This window comes from Pseudomonas sp. NPDC090203 (genome assembly GCF_044746765.1).
GTDB lineage: Bacteria > Pseudomonadota > Gammaproteobacteria > Pseudomonadales > Pseudomonadaceae > Aquipseudomonas > Aquipseudomonas putida_AD.
In genome coordinates this window covers 42222-60034 of the sequence record NZ_JBIVCV010000002.1, presented here as the reverse complement: position 1 = coordinate 60034, position 17813 = coordinate 42222, and the positions used below count along the sequence as shown (strand labels likewise).

Sequence of the window (17813 nt, the reverse complement as noted above, 5' to 3'; positions counted from 1 at the left end):
GGTCTCATCAGGTAGCAGGTTCGAATGCTTTTTACGTTATAATATAACAATACAAAGCTGCTAACTTTATTTTGCAAGGTCGGCTCAATGGTCAGGGTTTTCAGTATTTTCTCGGGGCTTGTTCTGCTGCTGAGTACACAGGCGTTTGCCGCACCGCCCTCGCCCAGGCTGGATCAGGCGCTGTGTACGCGCAGCGCGACAGTGCTGGCGTGCCTCGATGCGTATGGCAACAGCTACAGCGTGGCGATGTCGGGCACCACCATGTACCTGCGCGGGTATGAAAGCGAAGGCAAACGGCGCTGGGCGCAGACCAACAGCCGCTATGGGTCGCTGACGTTCTTCACGGGGCTCGCCTCGGATGGCGAGGCGTGGGTGGGGTATATCCAGAAAGTCGGCTGGACGACGATCAGCCGGGTGTCTAGCTCCAGCGGCAGCCGGAGCAAGATCACCTGCAGTCGCGTGACGGGTTGTCGTTAGACCACCGCCTGCTCCGCCGCCTTCTGCTCCTGCCGCCAGGCAATGAACGAACCTGCCGGAGGGTTGCGCTCGAAGTACTGCTTCATGCCATCGAACAGCCCGTCGGCCACGGCCTGCTGATGACGCGCCGTCACCAGGCGCTGGCTGTCGCGGCTGTTGGAGATGAAGCCGGTCTCCACCAGAATCGACGGCACGTCCGGGGATTTCAACACGGCAAATCCGGCCTGTTCCACGCGCTTCTGGTGCAGCGTCGTCACACCCTCCAGGCTGCCGAGCACGGTGTGGCCCAGTTGCAGGCTGGCGGCGATGGTGGCGTTCATCGACATGTCGAGAATCACCCCGGCCAGCATCGGGTCCTTGTCTTTCAGGTTGAGCAAGCTGTTGGCGCCGATCAGGTCCGCGCCGTTTTCGCGTTGGGCCATGAAACGCGCGGTCGCCGAGGTCGCGCCGTTCTCCGACAAGGCAAACACTGACGCGCCCGATGCGGTCAGGCGCGGCGCGGCATCGGCATGCACCGAAATGAACATGTCGGCGTTGTATTTGCGGGCAATGTCCACGCGCTTGCGCAGCGGCACGAAGAAGTCGTCGTTGCGCACCAGGCGCACATCGAAGCCCTTCTCGCGCTTGAGCCGCTTGGCCAGCAACTGGGCGATGGACAACACCACGTCTTTCTCGCGCTCGCCCTTGGAGCCGATGGCGCCCGGGTCCTTGCCGCCGTGCCCGGCATCGACCACCACCATGGTGTCGCGCTTGGGGTGATTCTTGTCAGGCACTGGCGCAGGCGGCTCTTTGGCCACGACGGCGGCAGGCGCTGCTGCGGCCAGTTGCACGGGAGGGTGCGCGGCGACGTCATGACCCAGGTCCACCACCAGGCGGTTGCCCTGCGCGCCCTCAGGCCCGAGCAAAAAGCTGTTGAGCTGCACGGGCGAAGCCAGGTCGAGCACGATACGGGTATCGCCCTGGCCGAAATGACCGGAGCGGATTGCCTTGATTGGCGAGTTTTCCAGCGCCAGTTGACTGAAGTCGCCCTCGAGTCGCGCACCGCTGACGTCGATGATGATGCGCTCAGGTGCATTCAGGGTGAAGGTTTTGTACTTCACCGGACCGCTAAGATCGAACACCAGCCGCGACTTGTTTTCGGAGCGCCATAGTCGCGCGTTGCGAATCTGCGTGGCATTGACGGAGAAAGGAAGCGCGAAAGCGGCGCTGGCCAAAAGCATATTGAGCAGCATTTGACGTCGATGCATGGCACGTTCCGAAAAAAGACGAGCATCCCGGCTCTGGTAGGCATGAACATTGTTCGTAACAATATAACATGCCGCCAGAAACTCGAAGATGAAGCTTTTTACAGAATTGGCCGGACTTTTAAGCTGCAAATCAAAGGCTAAGGGCAAAAAACTCATGTGAAACAAGAGGATGTTCCACGTGGAACATGGACAGGGGATTGGTCGCTGAAAACAGAAACGCCCCGGTAAACGGGGCGTTCGGACAAACGGTCAATCAGGTGCGAGGCTTAACGGTTCCACAGTTCTGGTCCAGCCAGACGGCCTTGGTGTCCATGCTGCCGTTCTGCTGCTGTCCGGTGGCATTGAACGAGCCCACAACGTGGGTGTTGAACTCGCGATCACTGAGGAACTGGGCAGTACCGGTACCCTGGGCACGAGGGCAACTGAATTTGAATTTCCAGGTCGGCCCATTGCGATCAGTGATTTGCTGACTGCACCCGGACTTGGGATCGGTCAACGGAATCTGTTCGTTCTTCACCTGCTCCGGTGTCAGGCACACCCGCACGCCTTTCCCGCCCAGGGTAATGCCTTGTTTTTCCAGCATTTTTTCCATGGCCGCACGTTGCTGTGGAGCCATCATCTGCAGCTGGGCGAGCATGACCTGCATGTCGGGCATCTGCTGTCCATCGACCTGCATATTGCTGGACGTCAGTTCCCACAATCCGGGTTGCAGCACCTGGGCCTGAACGAACGGCGCTGCCAGACCCACCATCAACGCCAGTACGCGCTTTTTCATGAACCCTGTTTCCTTCTTTTCTGAGACAGTTCGGTTGCGGCCTGTCGTTACCGTAGACAATGACGCTTAGACGACAAATCCGGTAACCAGTTGCAGGCCGAATTAAATAGCGACAATCGCGGCGGGCTGTGGTCTGTTAGACACAATCGAACCCGCAACAAGGTCGCTCATGGACTATCACAGCCCGTATTTTTTCGGCTATCTGATCGGCTTCACTCATCTGCTGGGCATCGTAGCAGCGATTCATGCATTGCTGACGGTGCGCACCGCGCAAGGCTCCATCGCCTGGGCCATGCCGCTCATTTTCATCCCCTATATCACCCTCATTCCGTACCTCGTCTTTGGCCGCAGCACCTTTGATGCATATATCAAGGCGCGGCGTCAGGCCAACACCGAGATGCGTGAGGCCATCGCCGATTTCAACTGGAAGCCCTGGATCGAAGAGGCTGTCGCCGCACGGCGCTCCGACGCCTACGAATCACTGCGGGCGATGCCCAAGCTGGGCCGCATGCCGTGCCTGGCCAATAACGAAGTGAAGCTGCTGATTAACGGCGAGGCGACATTCAGCGCGATATTCGACGCCATCCGGGCGGCGAAGCGTGTGGTGTTCGTGCAGTTCTTCATCATCCATGACGACGATCTGGGCCGCCGCCTGCAAACGCTTCTACTGGAAAAGGCCGCCGAAGGCGTAGAGATTTTCGTGCTCTACGACCGCATCGGCAGCCACGCCCTGCCCGCCAGCTACGTCGATAAGCTGCGCGCCGGTGGCGTGCAGATCAAAGCCTTCGCGACTCGAAGCGGGTGGCTCAATCGCTTCCAGATCAACTTCCGCAATCATCGCAAGATCGTGGTGGTTGATGGCGTGCGCGGCTTTGTCGGCGGGCATAACGTCGGTGATGAATACCTGGGGCTCAAGCCTCCATTGGCGCCGTGGCGTGATACCCATGTGGCGATCATCGGGCCGGTGGTGGCGTGCCTGCAGGAGTCCTTTGCCGAGGACTGGTTCTGGGCAACCCGGGAGTTGCCGCCGCTGATTCTGCCCGAGCACTACCCCGAAGACGGCGTGCTCTGCCAGTTGCTCGCCACCGGCCCTGCGGATCGGCAGGAGACCTGCTCGCTGTTTTTCGTCGAGGCGATCCACGCAGCCACCGAACGGGTGTGGATCACCACGCCCTACTTCGTGCCCGACGAGGCAGTGTTCGCCGCGCTGCGTCTGGCGGTACTGCGCGGCGTTGACGTGCGGTTGCTGCTGCCATCGCGCCCCGACCACTACACGGTGTACGCGGCCTCCAGCCTGTTTGCGTTCGAGGCGGTGCGTGCCGGTGTGCGCATGTTTCGCTACCAGCCGGGGTTCCTGCATCAGAAGGTGGTGCTGGTGGACAACGAGATCACTGCGATCGGCAGCGCCAACCTGGACAACCGCTCGTTCCGGCTGAATTTCGAATTGATGCTGCTGACCGTAGACGAAGACTTCGCTCGGGAGGTGGAGGCGATGCTCAGTGACGACTTCGCCAACGCGGTTGAAATCTCGACGCAGGATAGTCGCGAGACGCATCAGTTGCAGCGCCTGGGGATGCGCGTGGCGCGGCTGATTTCACCGATTCTCTGACGGTTACTGTAGGAGCGCGCTTGCCCGCGACTGCGATCGACCATCCGCTGCGATGTCGTCCGATCTGACGCCATCGCGGGCAAGCGCGCTCCTACAGGTCTTCGTCAGGGGTAAAGATCCTCACGGGTCCACGGCAAATCATGGCTGCCATCGGCGCGGGGTTTCACCGCCAGGATCTGATGCAGGTTGATCCAGCCCTTGGAGAACGCATAGGCACATCCGGCCAGGTACAGGCGGAAGATCCGCAAGGCCTGCTCCGGCACCATCGCCGCTGCCACCTCCAGCTTTTCTTCCAGCCGCGTGCTCCAGTGATCCAGGGTACGGGCGTAGTGCAGGCGCAGACTCTCCACGTCCACCACCTCCAGCCCCGCCTCGCTGATGAAGCCGGTGATCATCGACAGGTGCGGCAGTTCGCCGTTGGGAAACACATAACGGTCGATGAAATCACCCGCCCCGCGGCCCACAGGGCGACCATCGGTGTGCTTGGCGGTAATGCCATGGTTCATCACCAGCCCGCCCTCCTTCACCGCCGCGAACAGGCACTTGGCGTAGAGGTCGAGGTTGGCGTGGCCGACGTGTTCGAACATGCCCACACTCACGACCTTGTCGAAGCGGCCGTCCTTGGGCAGGTCGCGATAGTCGAGCAACTGCAGCTCCACCCGGTCCTCCAGCCCTTCGGCTTTGACTCGCTCCCGCGCCAGCGCCAGTTGCTCGCGGCTCAGGGTAATGCCGAACACCTTCACCCCGTACTCGCGCGCCGCGAAGCGTGACAGCCCGCCCCAGCCGCAGCCCACGTCGAGCAGATACTCGCCGGGCTTGAGGCGCAGCTTGCGGCACAGGTGATGGAATTTGTCCTGCTGCGCCTGATCCAGCGTCTCGTTGCCAGTCTTGAAGTAGGCGCAGGAATAGACCATGTCCTTGTCCAGCCACAGCCGGTAGAAGTCGTTGGAAAGGTCATAGTGGTAGGAGATCGACTTGGCGTCGGTGTCCTTGTCGTGCTGCGTGCGGGTGGGCGCGCTGGTGTCGTCTTCGTCGGCGAGGGCCAGGGTCAGTTCGTCACAGACCCGCATCACTTCGCTGATCGAACCCACAAGGTCAAGCCGGCCTTCTACGAAGGCGCTGCCCAGAAGGTCAAGGCTGGGGTGACTGAAATCGGACACCAGTGCGGGGTCCTTCACGACGATGGTGACGCTTGGGTCGGACCCAAGGTCGAACTCGTTGCCATCCCAAAGCTTGAGTCGTAGAGGCAAATGAAGCTTTTGTAACGCCGGTGGAAGTTGCGCAAGCATTGAGATATCCCCCTGATCCGGAAACACGGAAAAGGGTAGTCCAAAACCGGCTCCAGAGTAGGAACCGTCAGGCTATCGGCTTGTTATGAGAGCGACGACAAATCTGAAATCGAGTACGGCCCTGTACTCCGGATTTCCAGCCAATGCGAAGCCTGCGATGGAGCACCCTCTTCGTGACTGACTCATAATTTGTTACAGAGTTCTTCAAAGCTCAAGCGAATTTTTATACTTACGTGAGCCTGTCAAAACCGGTGCTCACAGCGCGAGCACCGGTAATCAAGGCTTGCAGGCAATTATGAAATTTTGCCGATAGGCTCGTGGAAGCGCAGCAAGCGTCCGGCGTTGCCGAGCACCAGCAAGGTGCTGAGGTTGTGCAGGATGGCGGCGATCATCGCGCCCGCAGCCCCCAGCACCCCGAACGCCGCCAGTGCGACAATCGCCAGCGTCCAGCCCAGCCCGATGATGACGTTGACCTGCAACGTGCTGCGGCACTGCCGGCTCAAGCGCACGCAAGTCCCCAGGCGGCGCAGGTCGCTGCCGATCAGCACGATGTCGGCCGAGGCCAGTGCGATGTCAGCGCCGCCCGCACCCATGGCCACGCCCACCACGCCAGCCTTCAAGGCCAGCGAATCGTTGATGCCGTCACCCACCACCATCGGCCGGAAGCCGCTCTTGATCTCCCCCATCACCCGGTTGAGCTTGTCTTCGGGCAAGGCCTGGGCGTGGATGTCGCTAATGCCGACCTCATGGGCCAGGCTGTCGGCCACGCTCTGACGGTCGCCGGTCAGCAGCAGTTGCCTGCCCATGCCCAGTTCACGCAACTCGCTCAGGGCCTGGCGCGCTTCGGGCTTGAGGCTGTCGGCGAGCAGCAGCCAGGCGAGGAACACGCCATCAACGGCCAGCCCGGCAATGGGGCCATCGTGATCGGGCACAGGCGAGGTGGCGATGCCCAGTTGCGCGAACAGCTCAGGCCGGCCAAGGGCAGCTTCTCCGCGCTCGGTCTGGGCAACGACGCCAAGGCCCTGGCGTTCGCGAATGTCTTGCAGCGCCAGCAGTTGATCCTTCTCGACCAAACCCGCCAGCGCGCGACTGACCGGGTGGCTGCTGGCCGAACCGAGACTGGCAGCGAGCGGGATCAGCTCATCGCCGGCGCCCTCCTCGGCTTGTACCGATTGCAGGCGCAAGCTGCCGTAAGTCAGGGTGCCAGTCTTGTCGACCACCAGGGATGTCAGGTCGGCGAGTTCTTCAAGGAAGGCCGAGCTGCGAATCAGGATGCCGTGGCGTGCCGCCACAGCGATCCCGGCAATCGCCGTGGCCGGCGCCGACAGCACCAGCGCGCAAGGGCACGCCGCAACCAGCACCGCCAGCATGGCCTGGGCGTTGTTGGTGATGAACCAGGTGACAGCGGCGATCAGCAACACCAGCACCATGTAGCTGCCCGCGTAACGCTCCAGCAGCCGGGTGATCGGCGGCTTCGAACGCTCGGCGCTCTGCATCAGGGCGATGACTTTGCCCAGTGTCGATTCATTGCCGATGCGCGTTACCTCGATGCGCAACAGGCCGTCGAGGTTGATCGCGCCGCCGAACACCTCCATGCCCGCGCGCGCCTCCAGCGGCACCGACTCACCGGTGATCGGCGCGGTATCCAGGCTCGCCTGGCCGGACATGACCATGCCGTCGGCGGGCACCCGGTCCCCGGCGCGCACTTCAACCCGGTCTCCGGCGACCAGAGTGCCGTTGTCCACTTCACGGATCGAGCCGTCGGCGGTGATCAACCGTGCATGGCTGCGGGTGAGTTTCCCCAGCGCCTGAATCGCTTCCTGGGAGCCGATGACGCTGCGCTCTTCCAGCACATGGCCGAAGATCATGATGATCGGCAGCAAGGCGGCAGTCATCAGATCGCCCGTGGCCCAGGCGCCGAGCATCGCCAGCGCGATCAGTTGATCCGTGATGCCGTGCAGGCTTGGATAGCGCAGGCTGTGCCAGCCCGCGCTGACCACCGGAATAGCCACCAGCAGCGAGGCCGCACCCAGCAGCAACTGGCTGACGCCGACCTGTTCGGGGGCAAAGAAGCGCCACACCAGCCCCAGCGCCAGCAAGCCCAGGGCGAGCATTGCCAGGGTCAGCTGGCGTGCGGCGCTGCGTTGCTCGGTGCTGGTCAGCATGCTGCCGGGCTCGGGCGCATCAGCGTGATGATGGTCATGGCTATGGTCAGCGCCATGGTTGTGAACAGCTTCGCCACTCATTTGTCGGCTCCCTGAATGATCAGGCGTGAATCGTCATGGGGATCGACCGTGGTCACCGACCCTGCCTGTTTGAGAATGCCCGGCACCCGCTCGCGATACAGACGCAGCAGCAGGCCGGGGTCGCTCTTGTTCTGAATCGACTGGGCCAGGCCGGTCACCGCCGCGGTATCGGTCTGCGCCTTGGCCAGCCGCTCGGACGCCTGGGCGTGGGCGACTTGCAGCGTACGGTCGGCTTGCTGGTTGGCGGTCTGGTTCTGCTTCTCGGCGTCGGTGCGCGCATTGGCGACAGCCTGATCGGCTTGCTGGCTAGCGGTCAGCACCGCGTTGAAGGCGTTGACCGCCGCAGCGGGCAGGCTGGATTGCACGTCCACGCGCACCACCTCGACACCCAGGCCGACGCCGGTGGCCGTCAACTCTTCAAGACGCTTGTTGATGCCCTGCACCAGATCGCCACGCAGTCGCTCGCGGCGCTCGGCAGACTGGCTGTCGGAGCCGATCAACTCAGGGCGCGCCACCAGAATGGTGTCCAGATCTCGTGCGGCGGTGAGGCTCACGGCGCTGCGATTGACCAGCCGATCCAGCGCCGGCAGCACATGCTCGCCTTGCAGGACGAACTCGCGAGGGTCAGTGACCTTGTAGTACGCCGTGACATCGAGCTGTACGACACCGGCATCCCCAGTCAGCAGATAGCCGGATCCGGCCAGCGCATCGCTCATGGGCGTGGCGAAGCTGGTGACCTTGTCAGCGGCCAGCGCAGTCGGTGAGCGCAGCAGGGTTTCGACGTGACGCTCGATCACCCGATCCGCCGAAGGCAGCAACGTCACCTGTTCAAAGGGTTGTGGCCAGGCCAGCAGCAGCCCGGCGTTCTGCACCCGATCCAGCTCACCGAAACGGAACACCACGGCGCGGTTCTGCGGGTCGATCTGCCGAACGTTGGACACCGCCCACCCCAGCGCGGCCAGCAGCGTCACAGCGTACAGGCCCAGGAAGGCCAACCGGCTGGCCTGCAACCAGGGACTGTTGACCGGTGCGCGCTCGACCTGCATCGAGTCTTGCTCACTCATGGCTGCGTTCCAGCCTTGCCATCGGACTTGCCATCCAGGCTCGGCGGTCCGTCCACCAGCACCCGGAACGGAGCGGCATCGGTGCGCAGGATCAGCTTGGTGGTCGGCCCGACGACAGTGCCCAGGGTGTCCAGCGAGCGCAGCAGGTTGTACAGCTGCGGCGAACTGGAGTAGGCCCGGCCGTAGATCAGCGCAGCCTCCACGCGGGACTGCGCCTCGATATCGGCGGCCTTCACCGCAGCATCCGCTTCAACGATACGGGCGTCGCGCTCGGCGGCAGAACGGATCTGCGCCGCTTCGCGCTTGCCGATGGCGGTGCGTTCGGTAGCGATGGTTTCCCGCTCGGCGCGCATCCGATCAACCGTGGCGTTGAGGGTCACCGAGGGCAGTGTCAGTCGTTCAACACCCACCTGCAGGACGCGCACGCCGTAGGTGGTCAGCAGTTGCTTGTCGATCTGCTGGCGCAGTTGATCTTCGAAGTCACCGATGCGCACCTGGCTGGCGTCGGTGTTGACCAGGCTCGACAGATCGAAACTGGCGGCCGTGGTTTCCAGCGCCGAACCTACGAAGGTGCGGATCTGCCGTGCGGCCTCATCAGGCTGGTTCTGCACTGCGCGCATGAAGCGCTTCACGTTGTCCGGGTCGCCCTGCACCTGCCAGGCCACGTAGGCCTGGACGATGATGCGCAGGCCATCGCGGGTGCCCACATCCTGCAAACCGCTGGAGGTGGTGCGCAAACGCAGGTCCACTGGAATCGCCGCTTCGAACGGCGCCGGCCAGCGCCAGCTCAGGCCCGGATCGAGCAGCACCCGCGCAGGGTTGCCGAAGCGTGTGACCACCGTGGCCTCGCCGGAGCGCACCTGCACCAGGCTTGCAGCCGCCACCGCAAAGGCAATCAGCACCGCCGCAAGCCCTGCGCGACGCCACGGAAACGGCGCAGGCCCGGACTCGTCGCCGTGGTGATGATGGTGACCGTGGTGGTGGCCATGGCCGCCGTGGTCGTGGCCGGAATGATCGTGGGAATGAAACAGACTCAAGGGACGACTCCTTATTCAGCCAATGGCTGGTCGGCTGACTTGGACGACGCCGCAGGGTCGACCGGGAGAGTGAAAGAACGCAGATCGATGGTGGGCGCGCTGGTGCCGCCCAGACGATGATCCAGTACAAGCAATTTGGCGTGGGTCAGGCCCTGGGTCAGCTGGCTCAGGTACTGCTCCAGCAAGAACGCCTGGCCGGCCTTGGCGTAACCCTGCTGCTCGGCGGTAAACCGCAGGTCCGCACTTTGCGCCGTGGCCATGACTTCGCGGGAATTGGCCGCCGCCTGATCGTGGGCGATGCTGGCGTGCAGCTGCGCAAGGTTGGCCTTGTCGGCCGCCGCACCGCGCTCGCGGGCGATCAGCGATTGGGCGCTGATCTGCGCCGCCTGCACAGCGTGATAGGCATTGGCCGCGCCTGCCGGTGGATGGATCGACTCGACCACCGTGGCGAGGATTTCCACGCCGCTGTCCAGCTTCTTGAGATCGCGCTGCACTGCGCTGCCAATGTCATTGGCCAGATCCGTGCGCTGCTCGCCCAGGAGTTCGTCGAGGGTGCGCGAGGCGAAATCGTGAACCAGGATGCGGCTGGCCGTGCTGCGGATCAGGCTCGGAATGTCGGCGCTGTTGTAGGTCGCGGCCATGGCTGCCTCGTCGCTCAGACCGATGCGATAAACGAAGCGCACGTCCATGTTGACGATCTGGAAGCTCTGTTTGTCCCCCGAACCGCTGGCGATGACCTGGGATTTGTCATTGATGTGCGTGGCATCCCACAGGCGGTTGGCGGTGGTCGGCGGCGGGCCTTCGGCAAGGTCGGCCATCGGCTGTGCAGCAGCGTCTTTGCCACTGCCGCCTTCCGAGACGCTGGTCGCCAGCTCATGCACCACACCGTTCTCGACCGCCAGCACCGTGCCAAACGGCCACGGCAAACCGGCGTGCAGGCCTGGGCCCATCACCTCGACCGGCTTGCCGAAACGCTCATAGATGCCACGGCCCTGCATCGGAATTTCATGCACGCCGCTCAACGCCCAGCCCAGTGCGACAATGACCGCCAGCACCGGCAAAAAGGCCCGGCGCATGTAGGTAAAGGCCCAGACCTGACGCAGGTCGATGCCGAAGCGATTGTGCAGTTCGTTCTGCAGCGCCATCAGCGGACGCGGTGGCCAGCGCAGCAGGCCGGCGACGAAACTGCTGGCGACCAGCCGTGGCTCCAGCCGTTCGTTGCGCGGGCTGAAGACCGAGAGAAGCGCACGAGTGAGCAGCTCGACCGCCACAAGCCCGGGAAGCAGTCCGATCAGCACCGCCAACCGAGCGGGCCAGACGCGATCCGGCGAGGAGAAGAACAGACAGAACGCAGCCACCAGCAAGGTGCCGATTGCCACCTTCGCAATCTGCGCCAGCTGCTCGGCTTCCGGCCAACTGGCTTGGGATTCGTTGCTGAACTGGCGCTCGAGCACCAGCAAGCCGAATGCGACCAGCAGCAACAGGCCCGCGACGATGCTGCCGGCAAGCCCCACGGAGGTGCCGACCAGGTTCAGGTTCCAGATCATGGAAATACTGATGAGCGCCAGCAGCGACCAGCCCGCCAGCCAGAACACCGGCACGCCGATCTGCCCCGCCATCGACGCCCCTGCCCCGCCGATGCGCGACAGCAGGCGGTCATACCAGCCTGGCTCTGCGGCGTCCTCGGCATCGGGCTCCCCGCCAGCCTCGACGGGCACCAGCACCTGCGCGCGCCACAGGGTTACCACCAAGGCCGATTGCAACGCCGAGGCCAGTACCAACAGGCTCGCGGCGCTGTTGGTGAGCACTGCCGTCCACAGCGAATTGGGGGAAAACAGATCGACGAACAGCGACACCACCAGCCCCAGCACGCCAAGGCCACCCAGCACGTACGTCAGCCGGGACAGGCGCCGCGCCTGAAAGCTCGCTCGCTGAAACCTTGGCAGGCTCGCCGGTTCAACACCCTCAACATCCAGATCAACCCGCATCGACACTCCAGAACCTGCTGAATGCTGTAGTCATTGCATTTCCTGCCCCGCTGCCCGTGGTGAATTCACGGGATGAAACACAAAATTTATGGGGCGTTACGATATAACAGTTGTGGTGAAATTTTCGTCCCGCTCTGCAGGGCAAACATGACGATTTCTTCACTCAGACAGCCAGCAGACAGGTTAGCCCCTCACGACCGCGAGCAGGTCCGGTTTTTCTACGCCAAGGCCTTGCATCGGCCTGCGTCACAGCGTCAGATACGTCCTACAAAAAATTCGCCAAGAATCAACACAGCCCACCCCTCCCGACATGCACGTGTCGGTGTCTCAGAGGTCGGTGCCGGAGCCCTGCCCGATGCGTCAATTACCCTCGCTGAACACCTTGCGCATCTTCGAAGAGGTGGCCAGGCATCGCAGCTTCAGCAAGGCGGCGCTGTCGCTGAACGTCACCCAGGGGGCCATCAGCCGACAGATCAAACAGCTAGAGGACTACCTGGGCGTCACCCTGTTCATACGCACCCCGCAGGGGCTTTCCCTCACGGAGTCGGGGGCGGCACTGTCACCGAACCTGGCACAGGCCTTCGATCACATCGAACGCGCCCTGCAGGCCGTGCGGGTGCCGAACCTGCGCCAGCGCCTGCGGATCCTCGCCCCACCGACCTGGGCGACGCGCTGGCTGTCGGTCCAGTTGCGCACCTTTGTACAGCGCTATCCGGACATCAGCCTGAGTGTTACCAACCAGGCGAGCCACGAGGGTTATGCCGAAGTGGATTGCCATATCCGCTTTGGCCTTGAAGCGGATACCCATTGCCAGAGCCAGTTGCTGGTCATGGAACGGCACATCGCCGTCGCCAGTCCCGAGCTGTTCGACAACGGTGAGCCGCCGGACCTGCGGCGCTTTCCATTGCTGCATATCCTGCACGAAGGCAAGCGGTTGAAGGTCTGGGAGAATTGGCTGAGTGCGGTAGGCAGGATCGATGTCGACGCAACCCAGGGCCTGGAATTCAGCACCCTGGATCAGGTCATCAATACCACCCTGGCGGGCGGCGGGCTCGCCGTCATCGACCGGCAGATGATCGAGCGCGAACTGGCCAATGGCAGCCTGCTGCCGATCACCCCGGTGGAAGTGCTCGGCCCCTACGGCTACTGGCTGGACGTGCCCAACGACAAGCAGGGGTTGTCGAAGGTGAAGCTGTTTACCGAGTGGTTGAGTCTGGTGAGTAATCCGTGACAGGTGCGCCGCGCAGCCCACGCCTGTAGGAGCGCGCTTGCCCGCGATGGCGGTGTGTCATTCCATTCAATTGTGTCTGGATGGACGCCGTCGCGGGCAAGCGCGCTCCTACAGCGGACTGCGTCAGGCCTGGGAAGTCAGCGCGGGTTCAACCACGGGTGCAGCATCCCCCTCCTTCACCGTACACGCCTGACTCAAGGTCAGCGCCTTGGTTTCCGGCGCCCAGGCCCAGGAGATCAACGCACCCAGCGCCAGGATAGCGGCCAGCACGCCCATGGTCGGGCTCAGGCCGATGCCGGCGACGCTGATCGGCAACAGGAAGGTGCTGATCGCCGAACCCAGGCGGCTCACCGCAGTCGCCAGGCCGATGCCGCTGGCGCGCACTTCGGTGGGGAAGCTTTCTGCCGGGAACACGCCCACCAGGTTACTCACCGCGGACAGCACCAGGGTGAACAGCGCAAACGCCGCCACCATCAGCACCGCCGAGCTGCTGGGCAGCACCGCCAGCAGAAACAGCGCGATGGCCAGGATGATGAACGAGTTGATGAGGAAACCCCGACGGGTGAACTTGATCGTGCACCAGATGCCGATCAGCGCACCAAGGATCAGCAGCATGTTGAGCATCAGTTCGGTGCCGAAGCCTTCAGCCAGGCCCATCTTCTGCAAGATCGATGGCAGGAAGGTGTAGATCGCGAAATACGGCATCACGATGCAGACGAAGAACAGGCAGTTGAACAGCGTGCGCGTACGGTATTCAGGACTGAACAGAATGGCGTAGCCGGAGCGTCTGTCGCTGGAGCGCTCTTCGTCGAGCACCACGTTGTCACCCAAGTGTTTCTTGACGATGGCACGAGCCTCGGCAACGCGGCCCTGGTTGATCAGCCAGCGGGGCGATTCCGGGGTACCGATCCGCGCCAGCAGAATCAGCGCGGCGGGAATGGCCGAAGACGACAGCATCCAGCGCCAGGCGTCGTCACCCAGAGACAGCATCGCTGTGCCGACGAAGGTCGAGGCCACATAACCGAAGGTCCAGATCACGCTGAACGAACCCAGCAGCACACCGCGATGTTTCTTCGGTGAGAACTCGGCGAGCATGGCGTGGCCGACACTGAAGTCGCCACCCAGGCCGATGCCGATCAATACCCGACACAGGAACAGCTGCATCGCGGTCTCGGCGTAGAACTGCATGACCGAAGCGAGGGTGATGAGCACGAAGCTGACGAGGAAGATTTTCTGCCGCCCGACGCGGTCGGAAATCCAGCCGAAAAACAGACTGCCCAGAAACAGCCCGATCAGCGCGGAGGCACCGATCAATCCCTGCCAGAAGGCATCCAGGTGCAACTGCGGGCTGAGCAGGGTGAATGCGATACCGATCAGGCCCAGGATGTAGCCATCGGTGAAGTGCGCACCGAACGTCAGGCCTGCGATCTTGATGTGAAACTTGCCGATGGGCAGATCATCGATTTTTACCGGTTGAACAGACATGTTTGCCTCCAGTTATTGTTATTGACGGAGAAGCGAAACCGAATCCTTCGGCGGTGTGAAAGCGTGCGTGGCTAATGCATGAACGTCATTGCGACATCCTGCTTGTAGGAGCGCGCTTGCCCGCGATTGCGTTGTGCCAGACGATGAATCTGTCACAGACGCAACGCCATCGCGGGCAAGCGCGCTCCTACGGTACTTCGCGTGTGCTTAAAGCCCACCCATCAGCAAGTATTTGATTTCCATATAGTCTTCCAGACCATAACGCGATCCTTCGCGCCCCAGGCCCGACTCCTTGATGCCGCCAAATGGCGCCACTTCCGTGGAAACAAGCCCTTCGTTGATGCCCACCATCCCTGCTTCCAGGCCTTCGGCCACTCGCCACACACGTCCGATGTCGCGGCTGTAGAAGTACGCCGACAGGCCGAACGGCGTGTCGTTGGCACGGCGCAGCACCTCGGCTTCATCATTGAAGCGGAAGCACGCTGCCACCGGGCCGAATGTCTCTTCCTGAGCGATCAGCATCTGATCGTTCACCTCAGTGATCACGGTCGGTTCGAAGAAGGTGCCGCCCAGCGCATGACGCTGGCCGCCGCACAGCAACTTGCCGCCCTTCTCCAGCGCATCGCCGACGTGCTGCTCGACCTTGCCCAGCGCCGCGTCGTTGATCAGCGGGCCCTGCTCGGTGTCGCCTTCCAGGGCATTGCCCACGCGCATCAAAGCCACAGCTTCGGCCAGCTTGCGGGTGAAGGCGTCGTACACGCCGTCCTGAATGAAGAAGCGGTTCACGCAAACGCAGGTCTGCCCGGTGTTGCGGAATTTCGAGGCCATGGCGCCTTTGACGGCGGCATCCAGATCGGCGTCGTCGAAGACAATGAACGGCGCGTTGCCGCCCAGCTCCAGCGAGACCTTTTTCAGGGTGTCGGCGGCCTGGCGCATCAGCAACTTGCCGACGCGGGTAGAGCCGGTGAACGACAGCTTGCGCACCACGGTCGAGGCTTGCAGCGCGCCGCCGATGGCGACTGCATCGCCGGACACCACGTTGAACACGCCGGCCGGAATGCCTGCCTGCTCGGCCAACACCGCCAGCGCGAAGGCCGACAGCGGCGTCTCTTCAGAAGGTTTGAGAATCATGGTGCAGCCAGCCGCCAGCGCCGGGCCGACCTTGCGGGTGACCATCGCTAACGGGAAGTTCCACGGGGTGATGGCCGCGACCACGCCGATGGCTTCCTTGGTCACGACGATTCGCGCATCCGGTTTGTGGCTCGGAATCACATCGCCGTAGGCGCGCTTGGCTTCCTCGCCAAACCACTCCAGAAAGCTCGCGGCGTAGCCCACTTCGCCCATGGCTTCGGCAAAGGGTTTGCCTTGTTCGCGGCTGAGCAGGGTCGCCAGCTCGCGCTGATTGCTCAGCATCAGCTCGCTCCAGCGCTTGAGCTTCACGCTGCGTTCCTTGGCCGTGAGCTTGCGCCAGGCCGGCAGCGCGCGTTCGGCGGCGGCGATGGCCAGATCGGTTTCCTCCGCCCCACCCTTCTGCACCTGGGCGATCAGCTCGCCGGTCGCCGGGTTGGACACCGGGTACGTTGGGCCGCCGGTCGTCCATTGACCGTCGATGTAGTGCCCGTTGCGAATCAGCGCGCTCATGCTACGGCCTCAGTCAGGCTGAAGACTTCAGTGGCAGGGCGCGCGCTGCGCAGGATGCGTTTGCCGGCGGTGTAATCGTTGATGACATCGCACGGGGTGTAGTTGCGCTCCAGTTCATACAACTCGTCAGCGTCCAGCCTGGTCTCCAGCGCAGCCAGGGCGCTGTCGAATTGCTGCGTGGTGTCCGCGCCGACCAGCATGCAATCGACACCCGGATGGTTGGCGACCCACGCCTGGGCGATCTGCGCGTTGGACACGCCACGGCGCTGGGCCACGCGCTGCACCGAATGAGCGATCTGGAACGAGGCTTCGTCGCTGTACATCTGCTGGGTGAAGAAGTCGGTCTGGTTGCGGGTCGACTGCACGTCGCCGGTCAACAGGCCACGCGCCAGCGGGCTGAATACCGAGACGCCCAGGCCCTGGTCGCGGCAGAACGGAATCATCTCGCGCTCTTCTTCGCGGTAGGCGCAGTTCAGTTGCAACTGCATGTTGATCGGCTTGACCCAGCCGTTGCGCTCGCAGGCCATGAGGATCTTCGCCAACTGCCCGGTGAGCATGGTCGAGACGCCGATGTAGCGCGCTTTGCCGGAACGCACGATGTCGTTCATGGCGCTCATGGTTTCTTCGACCGGAGTGTTCACGTCGAAGTAATGCAGCATGAACACATCGACGTAATCCATGCCCAGGCGGCTCAGGGACGCGTCGATGCTGTCCATGATGTGCTTGCGCGAATGGCCGCTGGCGTTCTTGCCGGCGCGGGTGCCGTAGCCGACCTTGGTGGTGATGACCAGGTCTTCGCGACGGGCCAGACGCTTGACGATGCGCCCGACCACTTCCTCGCCGACGCCGGCGGAGTAGAAGTCCGCCAGGTCGATGAAGTTGACGCCGTTTTCCAGCGCATGGCGCACGATCGGCTCGCTTTTCTTCTCGTCGAAGATCCACGGTTTCCAGTCAGGGGTGCCCATGTTCATGGTACCCAGGCACAGGCGTGAGACTTCGAGGCCCGAATTTCCCAAACGAATGTATTGCATGGCGCGGACCTCAGGCTTTTGGCGTGTAGAAAGGGTTGCTGATGCGGTTGACCACATCGGCCAGTTGCGAGCGCTCGGGCTTGCCGGTCAGGGCTGCGCGGATCGCGGTGCGGCAGGCGTTGTAGTTGTTCAGGTAGACGGCATCCAGGTCGTCGCAGGCCGGGTTGACCCAGTTGGCGGTGACGATCGCCCACTCGTCCTCCGCTTCGGCTGGCAGGGTGCCGTCGAGCAGCGCTTCGGTGACGGCCTTGGCGATGCCGGCCTGAGACGCGCCCCAGGTGGCGTTACCGTGCAGGTCGCTGCCAATGGCGGCCTTGTTCACGTAAAGGGTCATCGGCTTGACCGGGATGTTCGGCTGGGCGATGACCATGAACGGGCAGTGACCCTGGCTTGGCGAGGCGAGGCTGTTGGCGAAGGCCTGGCCGGCAGGGCCGTTGCGCGGGCCGATCAGGATGTTGATGTGGGCAGCGTTGACGCCTGGGCCTTCGAAGCCTTCACCGATGTACAGGTTGAGTTCTTTCATGGGGTGTTCTCCGAAACGGAAAAATGCAGGTGATCAGAACCGCACGCGGATGCCGGGCATCGCGTGGCGAATGGAGGAAGTCGGAGAGCGCCGCATTGGGCTGGACGGAATGGGGGCGTGCAGTGAAGTCATATCGCAAGCGCTCTTTGTTGTTGTGGATGAGCTGTGAT

14 protein-coding genes are annotated in these 17813 nt (G+C 62.9%); 3 read left to right on the top strand and 11 right to left on the bottom strand.

Annotated elements, in window-relative coordinates:
- Positions 1–87: 87 nt before the first annotated feature.
- On the top strand, positions 88–477 hold the full coding sequence (locus tag ACIPO9_RS03090) for a glutamine synthetase (protein ID WP_400778850.1): 390 nt from the start codon (positions 88–90) through the stop codon (positions 475–477).
- Here ACIPO9_RS03090 and ACIPO9_RS03085 read toward each other — a convergent pair.
- Together ACIPO9_RS03085 and ACIPO9_RS03080 are read right to left on the bottom strand one after the other, a co-directional pair.
- On the bottom strand, positions 474–1724 hold the full coding sequence (locus tag ACIPO9_RS03085; protein ID WP_400778848.1) for an N-acetylmuramoyl-L-alanine amidase: 1251 nt from the start codon (positions 1722–1724) through the stop codon (positions 474–476). The two genes, ACIPO9_RS03090 and ACIPO9_RS03085, sit on opposite strands and share 4 nt — an antisense overlap.
- 253 nt (positions 1725–1977) lie before the next feature.
- Complete coding sequence (locus ACIPO9_RS03080) at positions 1978–2499, bottom strand: DUF3617 domain-containing protein (protein WP_400778847.1); 522 nt, start codon at positions 2497–2499, stop codon at positions 1978–1980.
- A 169-nt stretch (positions 2500–2668) separates the two neighbouring features.
- On the opposite strand from ACIPO9_RS03080, the gene cls reads away from it, so the two are divergent.
- A complete protein-coding gene (gene cls / locus ACIPO9_RS03075) occupies positions 2669–4108 on the top strand; it encodes a cardiolipin synthase (RefSeq protein ID WP_400778845.1) in 1440 nt (479 codons plus the stop codon).
- A 104-nt stretch (positions 4109–4212) separates the two neighbouring features.
- Here the strand turns inward: cls and cfaB are convergent, their stop codons facing one another.
- From cfaB to hflK, 5 genes are all read right to left on the bottom strand, one after another.
- A complete protein-coding gene (cfaB, locus tag ACIPO9_RS03070; protein WP_274132134.1) occupies positions 4213–5397 on the bottom strand; it encodes a C17 cyclopropane fatty acid synthase CfaB in 1185 nt (394 codons plus the stop codon).
- Between the two features lie 293 nt (positions 5398–5690).
- On the bottom strand, positions 5691–7643 hold the full coding sequence (locus ACIPO9_RS03065) for a cation-translocating P-type ATPase (RefSeq protein ID WP_400778843.1): 1953 nt from the start codon (positions 7641–7643) through the stop codon (positions 5691–5693).
- A complete protein-coding gene (locus ACIPO9_RS03060; RefSeq protein ID WP_400778842.1) occupies positions 7640–8707 on the bottom strand; it encodes an SPFH domain-containing protein in 1068 nt (355 codons plus the stop codon). Before ACIPO9_RS03060 ends, ACIPO9_RS03065 begins: the two co-directional genes overlap by 4 nt.
- Positions 8704–9744 (bottom strand): protease modulator HflC, encoded by a 1041-nt coding sequence (gene hflC / locus ACIPO9_RS03055; RefSeq protein ID WP_400778840.1) that lies wholly within the window; start codon positions 9742–9744, stop codon positions 8704–8706. Before hflC ends, ACIPO9_RS03060 begins: the two co-directional genes overlap by 4 nt.
- 11 nt (positions 9745–9755) lie before the next feature.
- Complete coding sequence (gene hflK / locus ACIPO9_RS03050) at positions 9756–11732, bottom strand: protease modulator HflK (RefSeq protein ID WP_400778838.1); 1977 nt, start codon at positions 11730–11732, stop codon at positions 9756–9758.
- Positions 11733–12087: 355 nt separating this feature from the next.
- Between hflK and ACIPO9_RS03045 the strand changes: the two genes are divergently transcribed.
- Positions 12088–12963: a LysR substrate-binding domain-containing protein gene (locus ACIPO9_RS03045; protein ID WP_274132129.1), complete on the top strand. Its 876-nt coding sequence runs from the start codon at positions 12088–12090 to the stop codon at positions 12961–12963.
- Between the two features lie 123 nt (positions 12964–13086).
- Here the strand turns inward: ACIPO9_RS03045 and ACIPO9_RS03040 are convergent, their stop codons facing one another.
- From ACIPO9_RS03040 to fae, 4 genes are all read right to left on the bottom strand, one after another.
- Positions 13087–14448, bottom strand: a complete 1362-nt coding sequence (locus tag ACIPO9_RS03040; protein ID WP_400778837.1) for an MFS transporter — start codon at positions 14446–14448, stop codon at positions 13087–13089.
- A gap of 207 nt (positions 14449–14655) precedes the next feature.
- The gene (locus tag ACIPO9_RS03035) at positions 14656–16089 is read right to left on the bottom strand and encodes an NAD-dependent succinate-semialdehyde dehydrogenase (RefSeq protein ID WP_400778835.1); all 1434 of its coding nucleotides are present in this window, start codon (positions 16087–16089) and stop codon (positions 14656–14658) included.
- A complete protein-coding gene (locus ACIPO9_RS03030) occupies positions 16086–17120 on the bottom strand; it encodes an aldo/keto reductase (RefSeq protein ID WP_400778833.1) in 1035 nt (344 codons plus the stop codon). The genes ACIPO9_RS03035 and ACIPO9_RS03030 overlap by 4 nt, the downstream gene beginning before the upstream one ends.
- Positions 17121–17130: 10 nt before the next feature.
- Positions 17131–17643 carry a formaldehyde-activating enzyme gene (gene fae, locus ACIPO9_RS03025; RefSeq protein ID WP_274132125.1) on the bottom strand — a complete coding sequence of 171 codons (513 nt, stop codon included), beginning with the start codon at positions 17641–17643 and terminating at the stop codon, positions 17131–17133.
- Between the last annotated feature and the right edge of the window lie 170 nt (positions 17644–17813).